At 66.4% G+C, this 20,831-nt stretch carries 20 protein-coding genes and 3 tRNA genes; 13 read left to right on the top strand and 10 right to left on the bottom strand.

Features of this window, described 5'->3' with window-relative positions:
* The first annotated feature begins 20 nt into the window (after positions 1-20).
* From HF877_RS06945 to gdhA, 5 genes are all read left to right on the top strand, one after another.
* Positions 21-662, top strand: a complete 642-nt coding sequence (locus tag HF877_RS06945) for a response regulator transcription factor (protein WP_169620709.1) — start codon at positions 21-23, stop codon at positions 660-662.
* 96 nt (positions 663-758) lie between these two features.
* The gene (locus HF877_RS06940; protein WP_169620453.1) at positions 759-1,439 is read left to right on the top strand and encodes a DedA family protein; all 681 of its coding nucleotides are present in this window, start codon (positions 759-761) and stop codon (positions 1,437-1,439) included.
* Between the two features lie 49 nt (positions 1,440-1,488).
* A tRNA-Arg gene (locus HF877_RS06935) sits at positions 1,489-1,565 on the top strand.
* A 228-nt stretch (positions 1,566-1,793) separates the two neighbouring features.
* Positions 1,794-2,765, top strand: coding sequence for a choloylglycine hydrolase (gene bsh, locus HF877_RS06930; protein ID WP_169620452.1), 972 nt, complete (start codon positions 1,794-1,796; stop codon positions 2,763-2,765).
* A 360-nt stretch (positions 2,766-3,125) separates the two neighbouring features.
* Positions 3,126-4,469: an NADP-specific glutamate dehydrogenase gene (gene gdhA, locus HF877_RS06925; RefSeq protein ID WP_169620451.1), complete on the top strand. Its 1,344-nt coding sequence runs from the start codon at positions 3,126-3,128 to the stop codon at positions 4,467-4,469.
* A gap of 105 nt (positions 4,470-4,574) precedes the next feature.
* On the opposite strand, the gene HF877_RS06920 is transcribed toward gdhA, so the two are convergent.
* Genes HF877_RS06920 through HF877_RS06910 form a run of 3 tightly spaced genes read right to left on the bottom strand, consistent with a single transcriptional unit; the run spans position 4,575 to position 7,206 of the window.
* Complete coding sequence (locus HF877_RS06920) at positions 4,575-4,808, bottom strand: hypothetical protein (RefSeq protein ID WP_169620450.1); 234 nt, start codon at positions 4,806-4,808, stop codon at positions 4,575-4,577.
* Between the two features lie 11 nt (positions 4,809-4,819).
* On the bottom strand, positions 4,820-6,040 hold the full coding sequence (locus HF877_RS06915; protein WP_169620449.1) for an acyl-CoA desaturase: 1,221 nt from the start codon (positions 6,038-6,040) through the stop codon (positions 4,820-4,822).
* A 44-nt stretch (positions 6,041-6,084) separates the two neighbouring features.
* A complete protein-coding gene (locus tag HF877_RS06910) occupies positions 6,085-7,206 on the bottom strand; it encodes a ferredoxin reductase (RefSeq protein WP_169620448.1) in 1,122 nt (373 codons plus the stop codon).
* A 152-nt stretch (positions 7,207-7,358) separates the two neighbouring features.
* Here HF877_RS06910 and HF877_RS06905 point away from each other — a divergent pair, with 152 nt between their 5' ends.
* Complete coding sequence (locus tag HF877_RS06905) at positions 7,359-8,000, top strand: TetR family transcriptional regulator (RefSeq protein WP_169620447.1); 642 nt, start codon at positions 7,359-7,361, stop codon at positions 7,998-8,000.
* 24 nt (positions 8,001-8,024) lie between these two features.
* A complete protein-coding gene (locus tag HF877_RS06900) occupies positions 8,025-8,870 on the top strand; it encodes an alpha/beta hydrolase (RefSeq protein ID WP_169620446.1) in 846 nt (281 codons plus the stop codon).
* A 21-nt stretch (positions 8,871-8,891) separates the two neighbouring features.
* Here HF877_RS06900 and HF877_RS06895 read toward each other — a convergent pair whose 3' ends face one another.
* Entirely contained in the window at positions 8,892-10,118 is a 1,227-nt protein-coding gene (locus HF877_RS06895) for an oxygenase MpaB family protein (RefSeq protein WP_169620445.1), read from the bottom strand.
* Positions 10,119-10,253: 135 nt separating this feature from the next.
* On the opposite strand from HF877_RS06895, the gene HF877_RS06890 reads away from it, so the two are divergent.
* A complete protein-coding gene (locus tag HF877_RS06890) occupies positions 10,254-10,937 on the top strand; it encodes a TetR/AcrR family transcriptional regulator (RefSeq protein ID WP_296551111.1) in 684 nt (227 codons plus the stop codon).
* Between the two features lie 24 nt (positions 10,938-10,961).
* On the opposite strand, the gene HF877_RS06885 is transcribed toward HF877_RS06890, so the two are convergent.
* Complete coding sequence (locus HF877_RS06885) at positions 10,962-12,293, bottom strand: MFS transporter (protein WP_169620443.1); 1,332 nt, start codon at positions 12,291-12,293, stop codon at positions 10,962-10,964.
* A 111-nt stretch (positions 12,294-12,404) separates the two neighbouring features.
* Between HF877_RS06885 and cmrA the strand changes: the two genes are divergently transcribed.
* The gene (cmrA, locus tag HF877_RS06880; protein ID WP_169620442.1) at positions 12,405-13,211 is read left to right on the top strand and encodes a mycolate reductase; all 807 of its coding nucleotides are present in this window, start codon (positions 12,405-12,407) and stop codon (positions 13,209-13,211) included.
* Here cmrA and HF877_RS06875 read toward each other — a convergent pair.
* Positions 13,208-14,815: a helicase HerA-like domain-containing protein gene (locus HF877_RS06875; protein ID WP_169620441.1), complete on the bottom strand. Its 1,608-nt coding sequence runs from the start codon at positions 14,813-14,815 to the stop codon at positions 13,208-13,210. The two genes, cmrA and HF877_RS06875, sit on opposite strands and share 4 nt — an antisense overlap.
* An 85-nt stretch (positions 14,816-14,900) precedes the next feature.
* Between HF877_RS06875 and orn the strand changes: the two genes are divergently transcribed.
* Both orn and HF877_RS06865 read left to right on the top strand, forming a co-directional pair.
* On the top strand, positions 14,901-15,500 hold the full coding sequence (orn, locus tag HF877_RS06870) for an oligoribonuclease (protein ID WP_169620440.1): 600 nt from the start codon (positions 14,901-14,903) through the stop codon (positions 15,498-15,500).
* Between the two features lie 84 nt (positions 15,501-15,584).
* Positions 15,585-15,657: transfer RNA gene (locus HF877_RS06865), tRNA-His, on the top strand.
* Positions 15,658-15,750: 93 nt separating this feature from the next.
* On the opposite strand, the gene HF877_RS06860 is transcribed toward HF877_RS06865, so the two are convergent.
* Positions 15,751-16,968: a lipase family protein gene (locus tag HF877_RS06860; RefSeq protein WP_346765084.1), complete on the bottom strand. Its 1,218-nt coding sequence runs from the start codon at positions 16,966-16,968 to the stop codon at positions 15,751-15,753.
* Positions 16,932-18,071, bottom strand: a complete 1,140-nt coding sequence (locus HF877_RS06855) for an Ig-like domain-containing protein (RefSeq protein ID WP_240952143.1) — start codon at positions 18,069-18,071, stop codon at positions 16,932-16,934. Before HF877_RS06855 ends, HF877_RS06860 begins: the two co-directional genes overlap by 37 nt.
* Positions 18,072-18,408: 337 nt before the next feature.
* Here HF877_RS06855 and HF877_RS06850 point away from each other — a divergent pair.
* Positions 18,409-18,484 (top strand) — tRNA-Lys (locus HF877_RS06850).
* Between the two features lie 122 nt (positions 18,485-18,606).
* Here the strand turns inward: HF877_RS06850 and HF877_RS06845 are convergent.
* Complete coding sequence (locus HF877_RS06845) at positions 18,607-18,831, bottom strand: DUF3618 domain-containing protein (RefSeq protein ID WP_169620439.1); 225 nt, start codon at positions 18,829-18,831, stop codon at positions 18,607-18,609.
* A gap of 73 nt (positions 18,832-18,904) precedes the next feature.
* Here HF877_RS06845 and bcp point away from each other — a divergent pair, with 73 nt between their 5' ends.
* On the top strand, positions 18,905-19,378 hold the full coding sequence (bcp, locus tag HF877_RS06840) for a thioredoxin-dependent thiol peroxidase (RefSeq protein ID WP_169620438.1): 474 nt from the start codon (positions 18,905-18,907) through the stop codon (positions 19,376-19,378).
* Here bcp and HF877_RS06835 read toward each other — a convergent pair.
* Positions 19,375-20,739: a dipeptidase gene (locus HF877_RS06835; protein ID WP_169620437.1), complete on the bottom strand. Its 1,365-nt coding sequence runs from the start codon at positions 20,737-20,739 to the stop codon at positions 19,375-19,377. The genes bcp and HF877_RS06835 overlap by 4 nt on opposite strands.
* Positions 20,740-20,831 lie beyond the last annotated feature (92 nt).

Below are 20,831 nucleotides of genomic sequence, written 5' to 3'. Positions count from 1 at the left end.
CCGTGCCCGCTGCTGCCGAGATGATCACCGTGCTCGTCGTCGACGACGACCCCTTCGTTCGCCGAGGCGTCACCGACATCTTCGCCGCGACCGACGACATCGTGGTCGTGGCCGATGTCGACGACGGCGACCGGGTCCCCCACGCCGTCCACCGGTTCTCACCGCACGTGGTGCTGATGGATCTGAAGATGCGCCGAGTGGGCGGCCTCGAGGCGACCCGGCAACTCATGTCGATGCCCCACCCTCCCCGCGTGATCGCCATGACGGCGATGGACGTCGACGATCTCGTGGTGCAGGCCGTCGCTGCCGGCGCGCACAGTTTCCTGAGCAAGGACGAGCCGCCGCAGACGTTCCATCAGTCGGTGCGGGCGGTTGCTGCCGGGAACACACTGTTCAGCGCCGACTCGCTGCGCCGCATCGTGGCGCACCACCACGCGGCAACCCCGGCGCCCGCGGTGACGGACCTCACTCGACTGTCCGAGCGGGAGCGCGACGTGCTGCGCGTGCTGGCCACCGGAGCGTCCAACGCCGATATCGCGGGCCGCTTGTTCCTGAGCGAAACGACTGTCAAGACGCACCTTTCGGCGGTCTTCACCAAACTCGGAACCCGCAATCGAGTGGAGGCGGCTCTGGCCGCGTTCCGGGCCGGACTGGTCGCCTGAGTCCGTCGGGGCGTCGCAGTCGTTCCCACTTCCGCCCCGACCGCATACCGTGGGGTGAGCACGTGCGCGATACCGACGGGAGCACACCACCAGCCCATGGATGTGATCAACGAATTCATCACCGGTCAGGCGGCTGCGCTGTGGGTCTACCCGCTGCTTTTCGTGGTGTGCACCGTCGACGGGTTCTTCCCGCCGGTCCCGAGCGAGACGGTGCTCGTCACGCTGGCGTCGCTGTCGGGTTCGACGGGTCGGCCGTACCTCGCCGCGATCATCGTCATCGCAGCGGTCGGGGCGATCCTCGGAGACAACATCGCGTACACGATCGGACGACGGGCCGGCACGGACCGGTTCCGGTGGATGCGCAGCCCGAAGGGCAAGGCCGCATTCGCGTGGGCCCGCCGCGGGCTGGACAAGCGCGGCGCGGCGGTCATCCTCACCGCCCGGTACATCCCGATCGGCCGTATCGCCGTGAACATGACGGCCGGCGCCACTCGATACCCCCGCAAGAAGTTCGTGCCGCTGACCATCCTCGGCGGCATCACCTGGGCTCTGTACTCGTCGCTGATGGGCAGGCTCGTCGGTGGCTGGTTCGAATCCCAGCCGTTGCTCGGCGCAGTGATCTCCGTCTGTGTCGCGGTGGTCCTGGGGATCGGGATCGACCATGTGCTGCAGAGGGTCAAGGGCGGCGAGGTGGACATTCCGCGCGTCTCCCCGCCGGGGAACGGCACCGCACCGGAGGCCCAGGAGGACAACCCCGGCTCCGCGCGCAACGCGTAGAGGGGTACCCGCACACGGCTGGCCGCCGAGCCGTTAAGATTCTGGCCGCGCCTCCGTAGCTCAGTTGGATAGAGCAAGAGCCTTCTAATCTCTAGGTCGCAGGTTCGATTCCTGCCGGGGGCACCACAATGCCGTTTCGCGACCGTGCCGGCTCGAGACCGTGCCGACCCGAGACCGCGTCCATCCGAACCTTCCACGAGCGTGCAGCCATTCGGATACCGTGAGCGTTGAGCATCGGACACCGACGGGCGTGCGGCAACGCGTTCCCTCTCTTCCGTCGACCGAGGCATCCACATGGTGCCCACCTCGCTCCCTCACGGCATCGGGGTGGACCGCGAGTTCGGAGGTAGTCGCATGTGCACAGCCGCCAACTACACCGCTGAGGATCATTACTTCGGCCGCAACCTGGACCTCGAATACTCCTACCACGAAGCGGTCACCGTGACGCCTCGGAACTTTCCCTTCGAGTTCCGAAGGGTGCCGCGGCAGGCTACGCATTACGCGATGATCGGCATGGCCACCGTCGCCGACGGTTATCCGCTGTACTACGACGGGACGAACGAGAAGGGTTTGAGCATGGCGGGACTGAATTTTCCCGGCAACGCCGACTACAAACCCGTTTCGGAGGAGGGCACGAATGTCGCTTCCTTCGAGTTCATTCCGTGGGTCCTGGCACAGTTCGACACCGTCGCCCAGGTGAAGAGTGCACTGACGGACGTACGCATCGTCGACACCGCCTTCAGCGCGGACTTTCCGCCCTCTCCCCTGCACTGGATCATCTCCGACCGCAACGAGTCCGTTGTGGTCGAGTCCGTGGCCGAGGGCCTGAAAGTTCACGACAATCCGCTGCAGGTGCTCACCAACAATCCGACATTCGATATCCAGTTGTTCAATATCAACAACTACATGAGTCTGTCGATCGACCCGCCCGAGCCGCATTTCTCGAAGGAAATACCGTTCGACGTGTACAGCCGAGGGCTCGGTGCTGTCGGATTGCCGGGCGACCTGTCCTCGATGTCGCGATTCGTGAAGGCCGCATTCACGAAGGTGAACTCGGTGTCGGGCCGGTCCGAATCCGAGGCGATCAGTCAGTTCTTCCACATTCTCGGTTCCGTGGAACAGCAGCGGGGATGCGTTCGTCTCGGCGACAAATACGAGATCACCATCTACTCGTCGTGCTGCAACACCGACAAAGGTATCTACTACTACCGGCATTACGAGAACAGTCAGATCACCGGCGTGGACATGCACAAGGAAGATCTGGACGGAACCGAACTGGCGTCGTACCCGCTGGTCACCGAGCAGCAGATTCTCATGAAGAACTGACCGTGTCCGTGTGACCAACCCGTCGAGCCGATCTTGTGTTTGGGCTGCTGCGCTCGCAGCGTTCGAGGCCGCGTCCCGGACCCCGGTGGTGAACCGTCTCCGGGAGCCGGAATCGGGATGGTTCCAGGGCAGGGCTCCGATCTCGGGGACGGGAGCGCGCACCGTGCCGTCAGGTCTGCTCGGACATCCTCGGACCCCACGGACATACATCATTTCCTGGGCTTTTGTGGCCGGACACCCTTCAGAGCCGTGTGTTTCCGATCGCACCGGCAGACCGGGCTAACAGTGGATCGGCGGCACGTCCTATAGTTCAGATGTAAAGGCCGTGTTACAGAATCCTCACATAGTCAGGTAGGTAGCGTGTCGACTTCGGACCGCATCGCAGAGATTTACGAGCAGGTCAAGGCCCGGAACGCGGGCGAGCCTGAATTCCACCAGGCAGCTGCCGAAGTGTTCGAGTCCCTGCATGTCGTGCTCGAGCGCCACCCCGGCTACTTCGAATACGGCCTCATCGAGCGCCTGTGCGAGCCCGAACGCCAGATCATCTTCCGCGTGCCGTGGATCGACGACCACGGTCAGGTGCACGTCAACCGCGGGTTCCGCGTGCAGTACAGCAGCGTGCTCGGCCCCTACAAGGGCGGACTGCGTTTCCATCCCAGCGTGAACCTCGGCATCGTGAAGTTCCTGGGGTTCGAGCAGATCTTCAAGAATGCGCTCACCGGCCTGCCCATCGGCGGCGGCAAGGGCGGTTCGGACTTCGACCCCAAGGGCCGGTCCGAGCAGGAGATCATGCGCTTCTGCCAGTCCTTCATGACCGAACTGCATCGCCACATCGGTGAGTACACCGACGTCCCGGCCGGTGACATCGGAGTCGGCGGCCGCGAGATCGGCTACCTGTTCGGCCAGTACAAGCGCCTCACGAACTCGTACGAGTCGGGCGTGCTGACAGGCAAGGGCATCACCTGGGGCGGATCGCAGGTGCGCCGCGAGGCCACCGGCTACGGCGCGGCGTACTTCGTCGCCGAGATGGCCAAGCACGCCGGCAGCTCCGTCGAAGGCCGCACCGCAGTCGTCTCCGGCTCCGGAAACGTCGCGATCTATGCCATCGAGAAGATCCACCAGCTCGGCGGCACCGTGGTCGCGTGCTCCGACTCCTCGGGCTACATCCACGATCCCAAGGGCATCGACGTCGAGCTGCTCAAGGAGATCAAGGAAGTCCGGCGCGGACGCATCTCCGAGTACCTCGACGAGCGCGGCGACGCCGACTTCTACCCCGGCGGCAACATCTGGAACGTCCCCTGCGACATCGCGCTCCCCTGCGCCACACAGAACGAGTTGGACGAGGAATCCGCGAAGACCCTCGTCAACAACGGCGTGAAGGTCGTCGCCGAGGGCGCCAACATGCCCACCACCCCCGGCGGCATCGCCGTGTTCCGCGACGCCGGTGTCGGCTTCGCCCCGGGCAAGGCCGCCAACGCCGGTGGCGTCGCGACCTCCGCGCTGGAGATGCAGCAGAACGCCTCGCGCGACTCGTGGCACTTCGACTACACCGACGAGCGCCTCGCCCGCATCATGCGCGACATCCACGGCCGCTGCATCGAGACCGCTGCCGAGTACGGCAAGCCCGGCGACTACATCCACGGCGCCAATATCGCGGGCTTCGTGAAGGTCGCGGACGCCATGTTCGCACTCGGCGTCATCTGACGTTTCTCCGCACCGACGACGAACGGCGGGCCCCGGATTTTTCCGGGGCCCGCCGTTTGCGGCCGACTACTGTGCTGCGTGATTTCCGGCAGCGTGCGCGGCGCGCTACTCCGTCGTGGAGACCGTCGGGCCGCCCTCGGCAGCCCCGCGCTCCTCGTCGCTACGCGCCTTGCGGGCAGCTTCACGCATCTCGATGCCATCGGTGATCCACCCGCCGACCTCGCGGGTGACGTCACGGACTGCTCCGGTGATGATCCCCGCGATAGCGCCGACTCGCGTCGCCGCCGATTCGGTCATCTCCTGGATGGTGTCCTTGTTGCGTTCGAACTTCCCGACCATGGCACTCCCCCTCAGACGTTCTCCCGTGCGAGGGTACCCGCAGCGTCGTCGGCCTGCTCGCGGGGCGAACGCTCGAGAAGCACCGAGATGTCGGGGGTCTGCGACACCCAGTTCGGCGGCAGTGCGAACGTGAAGATCTTCTTCCACACGGATGCCACCTGGGCGGTGAGGCCGCGGCTGTTGTACGGCAATCCGTACTGTTCACACAGCTCCCGGACACGCGGCGCGAGTTCCGGGTATCGGTGCGCCGGCAGGTCGGGGAACAAATGGTGCTCGATCTGGTGCGACAGGTTGCCCGACATGATGTGGAACAGCGGCGATCCGGAGATGTTCGCGCTCCCGAGCAGCTGCCGGACATACCACTCGCCCCGCGTCTCCTCGGCCGTTTCGTCCTCGCTGAACGACTGCACGCCCGACGGGAAGTGGCCGCAGAAGATGATCGAATACGCCCACACGTTGCGGACCACATTCGCGGTCGCGTTGCCGACCAGAGTGGGCACGAACAGCGGGCCGGTGAGCAGCGGGAACGCCACGTAGTCCTTGACGACCTGACGACGCGCCTTGCGCCACCAGCCCTGCGCGAGCGGAAGGACGTCTCGCCACGACCGGGTGCCGGCGACGATGTTCTCCGCCTCGGCGTCGTGCATCATCACTCCCCACTCGAACAGCAGCATCAGTGCCGCCGCATAGACGGGGTTGCCGAGGTAGTACGGGTGCCATTTCTGGTTGGGGTCCATCCGCAGGATCCCGTACCCGATGTCACGGTCCTTGCCGACGATGTTGGTGAACGTGTGGTGCATGTAGTTGTGCGAATGCCGCCACTGGTCCGAGGGGCACACGGTGTCCCACTCGAAGGTGCGCGAGTTCAGCGACGGCTCCCTCATCCAGTCGTACTGGCCGTGCATCACGTTGTGCCCGATCTCCATGTTGTCGAGGATCTTCGACACGCTCAGTGCCGCGACCCCCGCAACCCACGCGGGCGGGAAGAAGCCGAGGTACATCAGGCCGCGGCCGGTGACCTCGAATCCGCGCTGCGCCTTGATGATGCGATAGATGTATTCACGATCCTCGTCGCCGAGCGATGCCACGGTCTCCTCGCGCAACGCGTCGAGCTCGCGGCCCAGTTCGTCGATGTGTTCCCGGGTGAGCACCAGCGGTTCGGGATCCGCGGGCGCGGAGGATCCCGAGAGGAACGGCAGGAAGGGAATCGAGGGCAGGGACAGTCCGAACATGGTGTCCTCCAGTGGTATCGGTCTGGATGCTGTGGAGTCGAGCGTCAGAGATCGACGGCGACGTCGCCGACCGGGGCGTTGATGCAGATCTGGATTCGCGTTCCGGGCTCCGAATCGAGTTCACCGGTCCGCACGTCGCGGGTGCAGCCTGAGAGCCGGACAGCCGTGCACGAGTGGCAGATTCCCATCCGGCAACCGTGCTCGGGTGTCAGACCCGCGTTCTCGGCGTGCTCGAGAACCGTGACGCCGGTGTTGTCGGCGACGACCCCCGACGAGGCGAACGACACCGTGCCGGTGGCGTCGTCCGGGTCGACCGTGTAGGTCGGCGGTGTGAATTCCTCGACGTGGACGAGGTTCTCGGCGCCGTCTCGGGCGTAGACGTCCCGAACGCGGGACACCAGGCCCGCCGGCCCGCACACGTATACCGGAGTACCGGCGAACCAGGGTGCGACAGCCTGGAGGTGGGCGGCGTCGAAACGCCCCTGCAGAGCGCCGTCACCGGACCGGGTGTACACGACAACGACCTCGACGTTGGGGAGCGCCGCAAGGGCATCGAGTGCCTCCCGCCGCGGGACATGCGCCGGAGTCCGGGCGTAGTACAGAAACGTGACGGCACCGGTGTGCCCTTCGGCGGCGAGTCCCTCGAGCATCGACAGCACCGGGGTGATCCCCGATCCACCGCCGATGAGGATGAGTCGCTCGGATCGCGGTGTGGGGAGCACGAAATCGCCCGCCGGTTCACCGAGTTCGACGACGAGTCCGGGTTGCGCGTGTTCGTAGAGGTGGCGGGAGACGATCCCGTCCGGGTGCAAGCCCACCGTGAACACGATCGGCCCGCTGCCGTCACGTACTGCACCGGGGGCGTACGCAGGTGAGTAGGTCCGGGTGTGCCGCACGCCGTCGACCGTGATCGACAGCGGAACGTGGCTTCCCGGTTCGAACCGCACGGGACGTGCCGGGCTCACGGTGAACGTCACCGATCCTGAGGCATTTCGGTCCACGTGTGTAATCCGAGCACGGGTGACGGAAGTGGCGAGCAGAGGATCGACAAGCTCGAGGTACCGATCGGGATGATGCGGACTCGAGAGGGTCCCCAGGGCGCTGACGAGCACTTTTCGAGCGAAGGTCCGCGCATGGTCTACAGGGGGGAGGTGGCGCGCAATCATTGGTGCCTGCCTTCCGAACGACATCGGATTCTGAGTGCACATCCGTGCACTCAAGTAAGTGTGACAGGCGGTAGCTCCCCCGTGTCAACCTGTTTGTGACCCCGATTACACCCGCTGCCCGTGCCGACCACCGATCTGCCTACACTCGAACCGTGTCCGCAGCACCCGCCCCGTCCTCCACGACCCGAGCACAGCGCAAGGAACGCACCCGTCAGGCACTTCTCGACGCGGCGCTCGAGCTGTCCTCGGACCGGGGCCTTGCCGGCGTCAGCCTGCGCGAGGTCGCACGGCACGCCGGAATCGTGCCGACCGCGTTCTACCGCCACTTCGCCTCCATGGAAGAGCTCGGCGTCACCCTCGCCGCCGATACGATGCGCGTGTTGCGACGCCTGCTGCGCGACGCGCGACGCTCCCCCGGTCCCGCCACCGCCCGCGAGTCACTCCGCATCCTGGTGCGTGAAGTGCGGGTACACGAGCCCGCCTTCCGCTTCCTCGCGCGTGAACGTCACGGAGGCCAACCGGAAGTCGCGCGCGCCATCACGACCGAACTGCGTTTGCTCGCCGGCGAACTGGCCGCAGACCTCGCCCGCACACCCGGGCTCGAACAGTGGCCGTTCGACGACCTCGAGATGGTGGCCGACCTGCTGGTCACCGCGATGCTCGACGTCGTGCTGGAACTGCTGTCGGTGCCACGCCCCGGTAGCCCCGAGGAAGCAGAAGTGATCACCCGCGCGGAAAAACAGATGCGGCTGATCCTGCTCGGCATGGCCGCCTGGAAGCCGACACACAACTGACCCGATCTCCGTACCGTGGAGGTCATGAGCGGAAACGCCGAAACGACACTGGGTGATCTGACCTTCGATGTCCGGGTTGCGGGACCGCCCGGCGGCCCTCCGGTGGTGCTGCTGCACGGTTTTCCCGAGACTGCACGGAGTTGGACGGCCGTCGCCCGCCTGCTCGTACGCGACGGATACCGGGTGATCGCACCCGATCAGCGCGGTTACTCTCCCGGTGCACGACCCGAGGGCGTGGGGCATTACGGGATCTCCGCCCTCGCCGGAGACGTGATAGGACTGCTCGACGATTTCGAGATCGACCAGGCTCACCTCGTGGGACACGACTGGGGCGCCGCGGTCGCATGGCACACCGCCGCGCACCACCGCGACCGCGTCTCCACGCTCACCGGGTTCTCGGTGCCGCATCTCGCTGCGTACGGCTGGGCACTGCGGGAGGACGACGACCAGCGCGCCCGCTCGTCGTACATCCAGCTGCTGCGCATGGAGGACAAGGCCGAATCCGTGTTGCTCGAGGACGACGCCCGTAGGCTGCGGGCGATGTTCGATCCGAGCGTCGACCGCGACTCGGTGGACCATTACGTCCGGACGCTGTCCCGTCCGGGCGCGCTCACCGCGGCACTGAACTGGTATCGCGCCATGTCGCGCGAGTGGGAGTCGACCCCGCCGGTACAGGTGCCGACAACCTACGTCTGGAGCACCGGGGACTCGGCGATCGGTTCCGCCGCGGCGGAGCGGTGCCACGAATTCGTCGATGCCGATTACGAATTCGTCGTACTTCCGGACGTCTCGCACTGGATTCCGGAAGAAGCACCCGCCGCCGCCGCCGACGCCATCCGGCGCCGGGCCGGAACCGCGGCAGGCGGCTGACCGCTCACCGGCGAGATTCTGTCAGCGGTAGTTCGGATTGTTGAACTCCGGTATCTCGATGCTGATGGGCCGCAACTCGGACATGTAGAGCAGCACGAACTGACGGAGCAACTCGTCGAACGTCCAGTACGCCTCGGGAGCGAGCGGAAGCGGGAGCAGTCCCTCGCGGACGGCGACGAACGGTCCCCACGCGACGTCGAGGAGGGTGCCCCACACCGGCTCGCGGGGAATGTTCAACCAGTCGGCGATCTCGTTTCCGAGCATGAAACGAGTCAGGGCACCCAGGATCGGCCGGGTCAGCAGCGTGAAGTCGAGTCCCGCACCGAGATCGAGCAGGATGTCGGCGAGCTTGATGCCCTCCGGCGTGGGAGCGAGGATCGGATCCAGCACCTCCACGGCCTGGGATTCGGCCTGGTCCCACGTGGCGGGTATGTACTGGTCCTCGATGCCGAGCATGTGGGCACTGATCTGCCACGAGTGCAGGAAACCGTCGGCTTCGGCAGCCGCAACGGGCACCTTCCATGCCTTCAAGGTGCGCATGACCGTGGTGGGCAGGCTGTGCCAGGTCACCATCATGTCGTGCTGGCTGATCGGGATGTTCTCCGGAGCGGCGTGCTCCCAGTGCGGAGACTGCGGCAGGAGATGACGAACCGCAGCATGAACCAGCCTGGTCTTCACGGCGGTCACTGCCATTTCGCCGTCGGGCAGGTAGGCGTTGCGAGTTCCGATGTCGTAGCCCAGCTTTGCCGTTTTCGAGATGCGGCGCTTCATGTTCGCGCCGCCCTGGGAGTAGTAGACAGCGAGCGCTTCCTTGGGTATGACCGTGCTCATCATGCCGCTGGCGAAGCCGTAGAGGACGCCGAGATACAACCCGCGCTTCTCGTTGAAACGCACGGCTGTCTCGAGCTTGCCCGGATCCGCCCAGGCAGGCAACTGCCGCGCCTGCTCCATGAACTCTCTCAGGTCCCCCGGCAGGCCGTCGGGGAGCGGCTGACCGTTCTTGGTCCAGGTCCGGAGGAGTTCGTTGACTCTCGGCACATCCCCGCGGTCCAGCAGCGAGGCCACCAGCGGATCGGCCTCCGTGTCCCATACCGTCCTCGGATCGGCACCGCTCCCCGCGCCGGGAATCGACCCGGCGGGAGACCATCTCCACGGCTGCGCGTGGGCGGGAGCGGCAAGCGAGAACGCTCCCAGTGCGCCGAGTGCGCCGCTCAGTTCGAGCATTCTGCGTCTACTCAGATTCTCCATCGGTACCTTCCCCGGCCAGCAGATGATGCAATGAGACATATTTTGTGTCCCTGTAACATCAGACCACAATCGCCCTTCCCGGGCGGGGGTTTTCCGACAGGCACCGCAGTAGACTCGGGATCCCAGGAGGACACCGTGGAACAAGCCCCGCTCGTCCGCAGCACGAACGTGGAGTCGCTGCTCGATCGCGCATATCACGACGCCGTCGAACAGCCCGGCGACGAGGACCGCACCCGCACGCGACTCCTCGACGCCGCATACGAGCAGTTCTGCCGCCTCGGTATCCAGCGCTCCTCGATGGAAGACATCGCGCGGCGCGCGCAATTGTCGCGGATCACGGTGTACCGGAAGTTCGAGTCGAAGGACGCCCTGGTCGATCAAGTGGTCCTTCGCGAAATCCGCCGCTATTTCACGCGGTTCCTCGACGACATCGCACGTGCCGACACCGCAGCCGATCGCGTCGTCGCCGGCTTCGTCAGTTCACTCCACGCCGTCCGCACCAACCCGCTCATCGGCGGTCTCCTCGAGGCGGAACCCACGTTGCTCGCCGGTTCCGTGGTGGGCAACGGGGAAGAAATGCTGGCAACCGTACGGGCTTTCGTCGCGGGCCAGCTTCGCCGTGAACAACAGGCCGGCAACATTTCGCACGCGCTGGATACGGATCTGGTCGCCGAGATGATGGTGCGGATCTCCGCATCCTTCCTCACCTATCCCAGCCGCCTGGTCGATCTCGACGACGATGCCCAACTGGCGCGAATCGCTCGCCGATTTCTCGTGCCGATGCTGGATCCGGCCGACTCGTCCGGCCCTACGGTGTAGATCCGCCGAACGACGGACACGAGCTCACGGACGGGCGTGCGCGTCGGGCGCGCGGACCGCGAGAAGCGCCGCGAGACCGATCGCGAGCACGAGCAGCAGACCGACGATGCCTGCGCGGTCGGTGGCGAACCACCATGCGAAGAATCCGAAGAGCGTCGGCGCGAGGAACGACACCGCACGACCGGTCGTCGCGTAGAGGCCGAACATCTGCCCCTCCCGCCCGTGCGGCGTGAGCCTGACGAGGAAGGTGCGGGCCGACGACTGGGCGGGGCCGACGAACAGGCACAGCACCAGTCCGAAGATCCAGAACATCGTCGGACCGGAGACCACCAGCAGCACCGTTCCCGCGGCGATCATCGCGATCAGCGAACCGACGATGACGGTTTTGGGGCCCAACCGGTCGTCGACGCGCCCGGCGGCGAGGGCACCGAGGGCCGAGACGACATTGGCCGCGACGCCGAAGAGCAACACGTCCGCCGCGCTGATCCCGTACACGTTGACGGCCAGCACCGCACCGAAGGTGAACACACCCGCCAAACCGTCCCGGAACAGCGCGGACGCGCCGAGATACCAGATGGTGCGGCGGTCGACCTGCCACAGCTCACGCAGATCGCGCCAGAGCACGCGATAGGACTCGACGATGCCGACCCGACGTGTCTCGTCGCCGCGCTCGACCGGTTTTTCCGGTATCGACCACAGCACAGGCAGCGCGAAGACTGCGAACCACACCGCTGCCAGCAGCGCCACGAGGCGGATGTTGGCACCGCCGTCGGTGGAGACCCCGAACAGACCGCGTACGTCTCCGTCGCCCGAGATGAAACCGGCATAGCACACCAGCAACAGCACGATCCCGCCGAAATAGCCCATGGTCCAACCGAATCCGGAGACCCGTCCGAGATTGTCCTCGGTGGAGACCTGCCGAAGCATCGCGTTGTACGGAACCTGCGCAAGCTCGGCGGCCACGGATGCGGCACCGAGCAGGACAAGACCGAGCCAGAGATAGCGGTAGTCGTCGCGCACGAAGTACATGCCCGCCATCGCCGCGACCGTGAGCGCAGTCAATATCGCGAGCGAACGTTTCCGGCGTCCCGCCGCGTCGAACCTCTGTCCGAAGATCGGTGCGGTGACCGCGATGATCGCACCCGAGATACCCAGTGCCCACCCGAGCCACGAGGTCGCCGAGACGGTGCCGGGCAGGTCGTCGCCCACCGCATCGGTGAGATAGACCGAGAAGACGAAGGTGAGGATCACCGCGTGGAACGCGGACGATCCCCAGTCCCACAGACCCCACGCGAAGACCTGTCTGCCCGTCGCGGCACCCCCGGCCCCGGCCGGAGCGTGCGTGTGTGCGCTCATGGTGCGCAGCCTAAGCCGCTCGGGACCGATCGTCCCCGCACCGGCGTCGCGAGTCGCACCCGGCCGACACCGCGGACCCGTCCCGGCCCGATCCCGCTAGGCTGACCCACCGTGACTCTGCCGAATCCCCATCCCGATGCCCGCGCCGTCGTCACCGGAGCTTCTTCCGGTATCGGCGAAGCCCTCGCCACCGAACTCGCCGCACGTGGGCACTCCCTGATTCTCGTCGCACGACGAGGCGAGGTCATGGAATCCCTCGCCGCCACGCTGCGCACCGAACACGGCGTCGCCGTGGAGGTACGTGCCTGCGACCTGTCCGACCGCGACGCGCGCGCAGTCCTCGTCGACGAACTCGCCGGACGCCGCATCAGCATCCTCTGCAACAACGCGGGAATCGCCACCTTCGGTGCGGTCGCCGAACTCGACCCGGCATACGAACGCGCCCAGGTCGAACTCAACGCCGTCGCGGTGCACGATCTCACCCTCGCGGTGCTGCCGCAGATGGTCGAGCGCAAGTCCGGTGCGATCCTCATGGTCGGGTCTGCCGCCGGCAACATGCCCATCCCCCACAACGCGACCTACGCCGCGACCAAGGCCTTCGTCAACACGTTCTCCGAGTCGCTGCGCGGCGAGCTCAAAGGCACCGGCGTCCACATCACGCTTCTCGCTCCCGGACCGGTGCGCACCGAGGAACCCGACCCTGCCGAGGCGTCGATCGTCGACAAACTCGTGCCCGACTTCCTGTGGATCTCGAGCGCCCACACCGCCAAGGTGTCGCTCGACGCCCTCGCTGCCAACCGGATGCGCATCGTGCCCGGTGTGATCAGCAAGGCGATGTCGGCGGCGGGACAGTTCGCCCCCCGGTCGGTCTCCGCACCGATCGCCGGTGCCTTCTACCGCAAACTCGGGTCGGACTAACGCCTGCGGCGGCGTCCGGTTCCGAAAATGCTGCGGCCGATCTCCCGGCCCGCCGCGGACGCCGCCGACCGCAGGAAGCTCTTGACCGCCGGACTCCCGAGCGCCTGTTCGATAGTCGACGGCTCGTCGTCGCGTGCAGACTCCGGCAGGACCTCGTCGGCACCCGCGGGCAGCGGCGAGGCCTCGAACTCCGGATCGACATCCGGGGCGCCGGCCACCGACGCGGACAGCTTCTCGTACGCCGATTCACGGTCGACGGTGCGGCCGTACTTCCCGTAGAGCGGGCTGGACTGGGCGGCCGCAAGGATCGCGTTCTCCCCCACCGACCCCATCCGGGAGCGAGGCGGCCGGATCAGCGTCCATGCCACAGGTGTGGGCGCGCCGGTCTCCGACAGCACCGTCACAACCGCTTCCCCGGTTCCGAGCGCGGTCAGTGCCTCGCCGAGGTCGTACGCGTCCGTCGCCGGATAGGTGCGAACGATCTTGTCCAGCGCATCGCGATCCTCCGGGGTGAACGCACGCACTGCGTGCTGAATACGAGCCCCGAGCTGAGACAACACCGGCCGGGGCACATCCGAGGGCAACTGGGTGCAGAAGATGATCCCCACGCCCTTCGAGCGGATCAGCTTGACGGTCTGCTCGACCTGACGCAGGAACGCCTTGGACGCGTCGGTGAACAGCAGATGCGCCTCGTCGAACACGAACACCAACTTCGGCTTCTCGAGGTCCCCGACCTCCGGCAGAGCCTGGAACAGGTCCGCGAGCAGCCACATCAGAAATGTGGAGAACAACGCCGGCTGTGTCGCTCGATCGCCGAGTTCGAACAGGCTGATGACGCCCTGGCCGTCGACGAACCGGAGCAGATCCTCGGTCTCGAATTCCGGCTCACCGAAGAAGGTGTCGCCCCCGGCGTGCTCGAGATTGACGAGCGCGCGCAGGATCACCCCGGCTGTGGCTCCGGACACCCCGCCGATGCTCTTGAGATCGGCCTTTCCCTCGTCGCTCGTCAAGTGCCTGATGACCTCGCTCAAGTCCTTCAGGTCCAGCAACGCCAGCCCCCGCTGGTCGGCCCAGTGGAAGATCAGGCCGAGTGTGGACTCCTGGGTCGCGTTGAGTTCGAGCACCTTGCTCAGCAGGATCGGTCCGAACGACGTGACGGTCGCACGGACCGGGATGCCCGCCCCCTCGGTGCCGAGCGAATAGAACTGCACCGGATATCCACGCGGCTCCCACGACTCGTCGCCGGTGTCGATCGCGCGCGCGACGACCTTCTCCTCGATCACGCCTTCTCCGGTGAGACCGGACAGATCGCCTTTGACATCGGCCATCACCACGGGCACCCCGGCGGACGACAGCTGCTCGGCGATCAACTGCAGCGTTGCGGTCTTGCCCGTTCCGGTGGCGCCCGCCACGAGCCCGTGCCGGTTCATCGTGGCCAGAGGGATGCGCACCTTCGCCGTCGGGTCGGCCACGCCGTCGAGTACGACGGCGCCGAGTTCGAGCGCGGGACCTGTCGCCGCGTACCCGGCGGCGATCCGTGCGGCCGCGCCCGCCGGCGTGGACTCGTCGTCGTGGTGGTCGGGGAGCTCGGTGTCGTCCGGCATAGGGATGCTCCTTACGGCGCGCGTGTGACCACTGCAATGCCACTGCCGACCTTAACTTGTCCGACGCCTGACTACGCTGTATCTCGTGCAGGACAAACTCGTATGGATCGATTGTGAGATGACCGGACTGCGGCTCGACAGCGACAAGCTGATCGAGATCGCGGCACTGGTGACCGATAGCGAACTCAACGTGCTCGGCGAAGGTGTGGACATCGTCATCCATGCCGACGACGAAGCACTCGCGGCGATGCCGGAGGTCGTGCAGCAGATGCACGCCCGCTCGGGGCTCACCGAGGAAGTGCGCCGCTCGACGGTCGGGCTCGCGGAAGCCGAGAAGCTGGTGCTCGACTACATCCGCGAACACGTCGGGGAAGCGGGCACGGCGCCGCTCGCAGGTAACTCGATCGGCACCGACCGGGGGTTCATCACCCGCGACATGCCCGAACTCGACAGCTACCTCCATTACCGGATGGTCGACGTGAGTTCGATCAAGGAGCTGTGCCGCCGCTGGTACCCGCGTATCTACTTCGGGCAGCCGGAGAAGGGGTTGTCGCACCGGGCACTGGCCGACATCAAGGAGTCGATCCGCGAACTCCGCTACTACCGGCGTACCGCCTTCGTTCCCGCACCCGGACCGTCCCCCGAGGACATCGCCGCGGTCGTGGAGGACCTCGGACCGGCCTGACCTGCCGATTCGTTATTTCCGGCAAAGTCACGCTAGTATCTCTACCGCAGGCGCAAGCGGCCCCGGCCACATGCGAATGCGATGGTGAGTGTAGTTCAGTTGGTAGAGCACCAGGTTGTGATCCTGGCTGTCGCGGGTTCGAGTCCCGTCACTCACCCGATAGAAGCCCCCGACCGGCGATCCCGGTCGGGGGCCTTTTCCGTTGCCGTGATGCCCCGGCCGCGGGACGCAATTCTTCGTTTTCCGGTCGTTATCGATCTGCGAGTACGCGCGCGACGAACGGCGTGGAGTCGAGTGCCGAGAGCTCGATGACCGTGAGGTGATCGGCGTCGTATACGCGGTAGTCGACGTCGGCACCCCCGGCGGACATGTCGGCGGCGAGCTTTGCAGACAACGGCAACGGCACCACCCTGTCGTCCACACCGTGACCGAAGAACAGGGGACGGTCGTAGCCGGTGGTGGGGACGGCGAGGTACTCGGCCAGAGCGGCGGGGAGGTCGCCCTGCGACAGCGGACGTGCGGGCAAGTCGCCAATTCCGGTATCCCGCACGGACGCGTTGAGCTCGCTGATGCAGAGAACCTCCGCTCGGTCCAGCACCTCGCGCCCGGCCGGGGTGAGGTAGCCGTCCACGTCGACCTGCGGATAGGCGTCGCGGAGGCCGGCGAACAGATAGCCGCTGAATGCCGTCAGTCCCGAGAGGCCGGGATCCGGGAAGCCCGGCACGCCCAGGATGAACAGGTTCTCGAGGTTGGCGGGCACTCCGGTCGCGACCGTGCCCCGGAAGTCCAGTTCGGGGGCGCGCCGCGTCGCGATGTGCGCGGTGTGGACTGCGGCGTGGCCACCCTGCGAATGACCGACCACTACCCACCGCTCGGAGAGCGGGGCGCCGGTGGCCCGTGCGGCGCGGACGCTGTCCACGATGCTGTTCGCGGCACTCGGGCCGTCGAGGTAGCGGTGCAGGCCTTCCGAGCCCAGCCCCGGATAGTCGGCGGCCACCACGGCGTATCCCTGGTCGAGCCAGTGCCGGAGGTACGACTTCTCGCGTGCCGGCCGAGGCGTATCGGTGGTGAATGCGCAGTCGTCGGCTATACCGACGGTGCCGTGCGCCCAGGCGACCACAGGGAATCCGCCCTCCGGCGCTGTTCTTTCGGGCAGGAACAGCGCGCCGGTGGCGATCGTGGCCTCACCGGAGCGCCACTCGGTGCGGTATTCGAGCTTTTCCGCGATCGGCGCACCCGGGAGGGACAGCTCGGGCGGGAGTGGCTGCACCGACACGATCTCTCCCGGCGGCGGAGAACCCGCCGGCTCGGCACCCGCCGGCGGCGCCACCACGGACGCCACCAGCACCGTCGCGATCACCGAAGTGATCCACCACGATTCCCGATCCCGGACTTGCATCATGGACGCCTCCTCGAGATCGGGACGACGGATCAGGTATCGGCGTTGCCGGCCTTCCACGTCGACCACGGGATGTTCCAGTCGCCGAGGCCCTCGGTGCCCTCCAGGGTTCCGCCGACGGTGTTCCGCACGATGACGATGTCGCCGCGCTTGGTGTTGTCGAAGATCCACTTGGCATTCGCGGGACTCAGATTGAGACAGCCGTGGCTCACGTTGCGCACGCCCTGGTCACCGAGCGACCACGGCGCCGAGTGGAAGAAGATGCCGCTGTAGGACATGCGGGTCGCCCAGTCCACGGGCGTGCGGTACCCCTCGGGCGCATCCGTCGGAACCCCGTAGGTCGAGGAATCCATGATCAGGTGCTCGAAGCGGTCGCCGATGACGTACACCCCGTTCGGGGTGGGGGCGTCGTCCTTGCCGAAAGACGTGGCCATCGTCATCACGTCGGCACCGTTGCGGTTGACGGTGACCTGCTTGGTGTTGTCGTCGGCGGTGATGACCACCGCGTCACCGATCGTGAACGAGGAGTGGACGTCGTCCTGGCCGAACAAGCCGTCGCCGAGATCCTTGCCGTAGACGTCCACGTCCACCGTGACGGTCGTGCCGGGTGTCCAGTACTGCTCGGGACGCCAGCGCACCTCCCGGTTGCTGAGCCAGTAGAAGGCGCCCTCGACCGGCGGGTCGGTCACCACGGTGATCGCTTCCTCGGCCGCGCGCCGGTCCGGAATGTTCTCGTCGAACTGGACGGCCACGGGCTGCCCGATACCGACGACCGCCCCGTCGCCGGGCATCACATACGGCTGGGTCAGATTGCCCGGCGCCGACGTGGTGAAGGACGCGACGGTCGTTGCCGACCCGCCCAGACCGTAGGCGACGGTTTCGAGGGTGTACTCCCGGTTGTACCCGAGCGGTTCGGTGTTGACCCACGACAGGCCGTCCGGGGCGAGTTCACCCGCGACGGGTTCCCCCGCGGGAGTGAGCAGCGTCACGAAGTCGAGTTTTCCGTTGATCAGCGACACCGTCACGGGGTCGATCGGGGAGAACCCGATGTCCCCGTCGGTGACGCTGGACGAGACAGTGGGCTTGATCAGTGCCGCAAGAGGATTGGAATCGATCGGCACCTCGTCCGCGCCGGAACCCGATCCGCCCGAGCATGCGGTGACGAACGCCATGAGCCCGACGAGCAACATCCCGAGCACCGCCCCGGCACTGCGCCGCCGAGGATGCGTCACACTTCCAGCCTTCACTGCCATTCTCCGATTCCGCCCCTCCCCACAAGGCACCGAAATTGCACGTCATACGTCCTGTTCAGATGATGCCAGTCGGTCGTCCGTCTCGACGACCGACTCCCCCCCTGTCGATAACGTTCCGATGACAATCGGTCTCCGCTGCGCGTTCGTTACATGCCTTCGCCGCGGAAATCGCTGTGACCAGCCGATTTGGTGCGGTAGTCGAAGGTGTGTAATCTTCTTTTCGTCGCCGGGACAACAGCCCGGAGACACCAGCCAAGCGCCATTAGCTCAATTGGCAGAGCAGCTGACTCTTAATCAGCGGGTTCGGGGTTCGAGTCCCTGATGGCGCACCACAAAGATCCCCTTCCGGCAACGCCGGGAGGGGATCTTTCGTTTGCGCGACCGGAACTGTGATGTTCCCCAAACGCACTGTGCCCGCGCCATCGGCGCGGGCACAGTGTTCGGGTCGGGTGTGTCAGCGCAGGATCTTGCGCAGCACCAGCAGACCCACCACGGTGCCCGCCGCCACCAACGCGTACTTCTTCACCGCCGGCTGGTTGAGCTTCGCGACGAGCGTTTGCTTCGTGCTCGCCACCAGATTCTTCGGGTTGGCGCGAACGCTCAGTTCGTCCAGCGTGCCCGCGAGCTGGTTCCGGGCCTTTTCGATCTCCCGCTCGATGTCCTCGGTGTCCCTACCCACGTGATCCTCCAGAAGGTCGCTGCAGTGTGCTGCGACCACGGTAGTGGACGATCGGTCTACTACTGTCGCGGACATGACCGAAAACAACAGACTCTCGCCCGGCGACCCCGCTCCCGACTTCACACTCCCGGACGCCGACGGCAACGAAGTCTCGTTGTCCGACTATCGCGGACGCAAGGTGATCGTCTACTTCTACCCGGCCGCGAGCACGCCGGGCTGCACGAAGCAGGCGTGTGACTTCCGGGACAGCCTCGCCGAACTCGGTGACGCGGGACTCGACGTGATCGGCATCTCCCCCGACAAGCCGGCCAAGCTCGCCAAGTTCCGCGACAACGAGGGCCTCACGTTCCCGTTGCTGTCCGATCCGGACAAGTCGACGCTCACCGCGTGGGGAGCGTTCGGTGAGAAGAAGATGTACGGCAAGACCGTCACCGGGGTGATCCGGTCGACGTTCGTGGTCGATGCGGACGGCAAGATCGAGGTTGCCCAGTACAACGTGCGCGCGACCGGGCACGTCGCGAAGCTGCGACGCGACCTGTCGGTCTAACCGGACCCGAGCGAGCGCATCACCAGAGCTTCGGCGACGGCAAGATTCTCGATTTCCGACGGATCGACACTCTCGTTGGGAGCGTGGATCACGCAGCGCGGCTCCTCCACACCGAGCAGGGCGATCTCGGCGCCCGGTACCGCACGCTGCAGCGCGGTGCACAGCGGGATCGATCCGCCCTGCCCGGCCGAGCCGACGTCGCGGCCGTACGCGGTCTCGAGGGCGGCACGCAACGCCGCATAGCCGGGGCCGTCGGCAGCCGCGCGGAACGGTTCACCGACGACTTCCCGCTCGATGCGCAGGTGTGCGCCCCACGGAACATGTGCTTCGAGGTGTGCGACGAGCGCGTCCTGCGCTGTCAGCGCATCGACCCCCGGCGGCACGCGGAGATTCAGGCGCGCAGACGCGCGCGGCACGATCGCCGCCGCGGACCCCACGACCGGCGGGGCGTCGATTCCGAGAACGGTGAGCGCGGGTCGCGCCCACACCGCGTCGGCCACGGTGGCGGAGGTCGGGAGCGACACTCCCGCGAGCACTCCGGCATCCGACCGGAACCGCTCTTCGGGGTACGGCACACCGTCCCAGGTCGCGGTGGCGTCGAGGCCGTCCACGACGGTGTTTCCGTCGTCGTCACGCAGTGTCCCGAGCAGTCGGACCAGCGCGGCGAGCGCGTCCGGGGCGCCTCCGCCGTACATACCGGAGTGGACGGGGCCGGCGAGGGTTTCGAGGTGAACGACGACGTTCGCCGTGCCGCGCAGGGTGGTGGTCAGAGTGGGCTGCCCTACTTCGGCATTGCCGCAGTCCCCGACGACGATGAGATCCGCGGTGAACAGGTCGGGTCGCGCGGCCACGAGGTGCTCGAGGCCCTCTCCGCCCATCTCCTCCGAACCTTCGACGACCACTCGCACGCCGACGGGCAGCGCGCCGTCCGCGAGCAACGCACGCAGGGCGAGCAGGTGCATCACGATGTTGCCCTTGCAGTCCGCCGCGCCCCGGCCGTACCAGCGGCCGTCGCGTTCGGTGAGCACGAAAGGCGGGCTTTCCCATTTGGATTCGTCGCCGGGAGGCTGGATGTCGTAATGGCTGTAGAGCAGGACGGTCGGTGCTCCGGGCGGAGCCGGGGTGTGACCGATCACGGCATGTGATCCGTCCACCGTCTCGACGAGATCGACCTGTTCGATGCCGGCCGCTGCGAACGCGTCGCACACCCACCGGGCCGCCGCGACGCATTCTTCGACCGGGTATTGGCGCGGGTCGGCCACGGATCGGAACGCGACCAGCGTTTCGAGTTCGCTTCGCGCGGTGCCCATGGAATCCCGCACCCGGTCACGTATCCGCTGCACGGTCTCTGCGTCGGTCATCGAATCTCCTCCTGCGGCCGGGACGACAACCTCCGCGTCGACCCGAGGTGGTCTCCTCACATCTTAGGACCGGGTCCGGTACCGCCACGTGC

Source organism: Rhodococcus sp. BL-253-APC-6A1W (assembly GCF_012843405.1).
GTDB lineage: Bacteria > Actinomycetota > Actinomycetes > Mycobacteriales > Mycobacteriaceae > Rhodococcus.
Note: the sequence above shows the minus strand (reverse complement) of the source record. Positions and strands in the feature narration are given on the sequence as shown.

Bases quoted from the DNA above. Each gene is read 5' to 3' on its own strand.
- HF877_RS06945 (WP_169620709.1), top strand. From the start codon at position 21: ATGATCACCGTGCTCGTCGTCGACGACGACCCCTTCGTTCGCCGAGGC.
- HF877_RS06940 (WP_169620453.1), top strand. From the start codon at position 759: ATGGATGTGATCAACGAATTCATCACCGGTCAGGCGGCTGCGCTGTGG.
- bsh (WP_169620452.1), top strand. From the start codon at position 1,794: ATGTGCACAGCCGCCAACTACACCGCTGAGGATCATTACTTCGGCCGC.
- HF877_RS06920 (WP_169620450.1), bottom strand. From the start codon at position 4,808: ATGGTCGGGAAGTTCGAACGCAACAAGGACACCATCCAGGAGATGACC.
- HF877_RS06915 (WP_169620449.1), bottom strand. From the start codon at position 6,040: ATGTTCGGACTGTCCCTGCCCTCGATTCCCTTCCTGCCGTTCCTCTCG.
- HF877_RS06910 (WP_169620448.1), bottom strand. From the start codon at position 7,206: ATGATTGCGCGCCACCTCCCCCCTGTAGACCATGCGCGGACCTTCGCT.
- HF877_RS06900 (WP_169620446.1), top strand. From the start codon at position 8,025: ATGAGCGGAAACGCCGAAACGACACTGGGTGATCTGACCTTCGATGTC.
- HF877_RS06895 (WP_169620445.1), bottom strand. From the start codon at position 10,118: ATGGAGAATCTGAGTAGACGCAGAATGCTCGAACTGAGCGGCGCACTC.
- HF877_RS06885 (WP_169620443.1), bottom strand. From the start codon at position 12,293: ATGAGCGCACACACGCACGCTCCGGCCGGGGCCGGGGGTGCCGCGACG.
- HF877_RS06875 (WP_169620441.1), bottom strand. From the start codon at position 14,815: ATGCCGGACGACACCGAGCTCCCCGACCACCACGACGACGAGTCCACG.
- HF877_RS06855 (WP_240952143.1), bottom strand. From the start codon at position 18,071: ATGGCGTTCGTCACCGCATGCTCGGGCGGATCGGGTTCCGGCGCGGAC.
- bcp (WP_169620438.1), top strand. From the start codon at position 18,905: ATGACCGAAAACAACAGACTCTCGCCCGGCGACCCCGCTCCCGACTTC.
- HF877_RS06835 (WP_169620437.1), bottom strand. From the start codon at position 20,739: ATGACCGACGCAGAGACCGTGCAGCGGATACGTGACCGGGTGCGGGAT.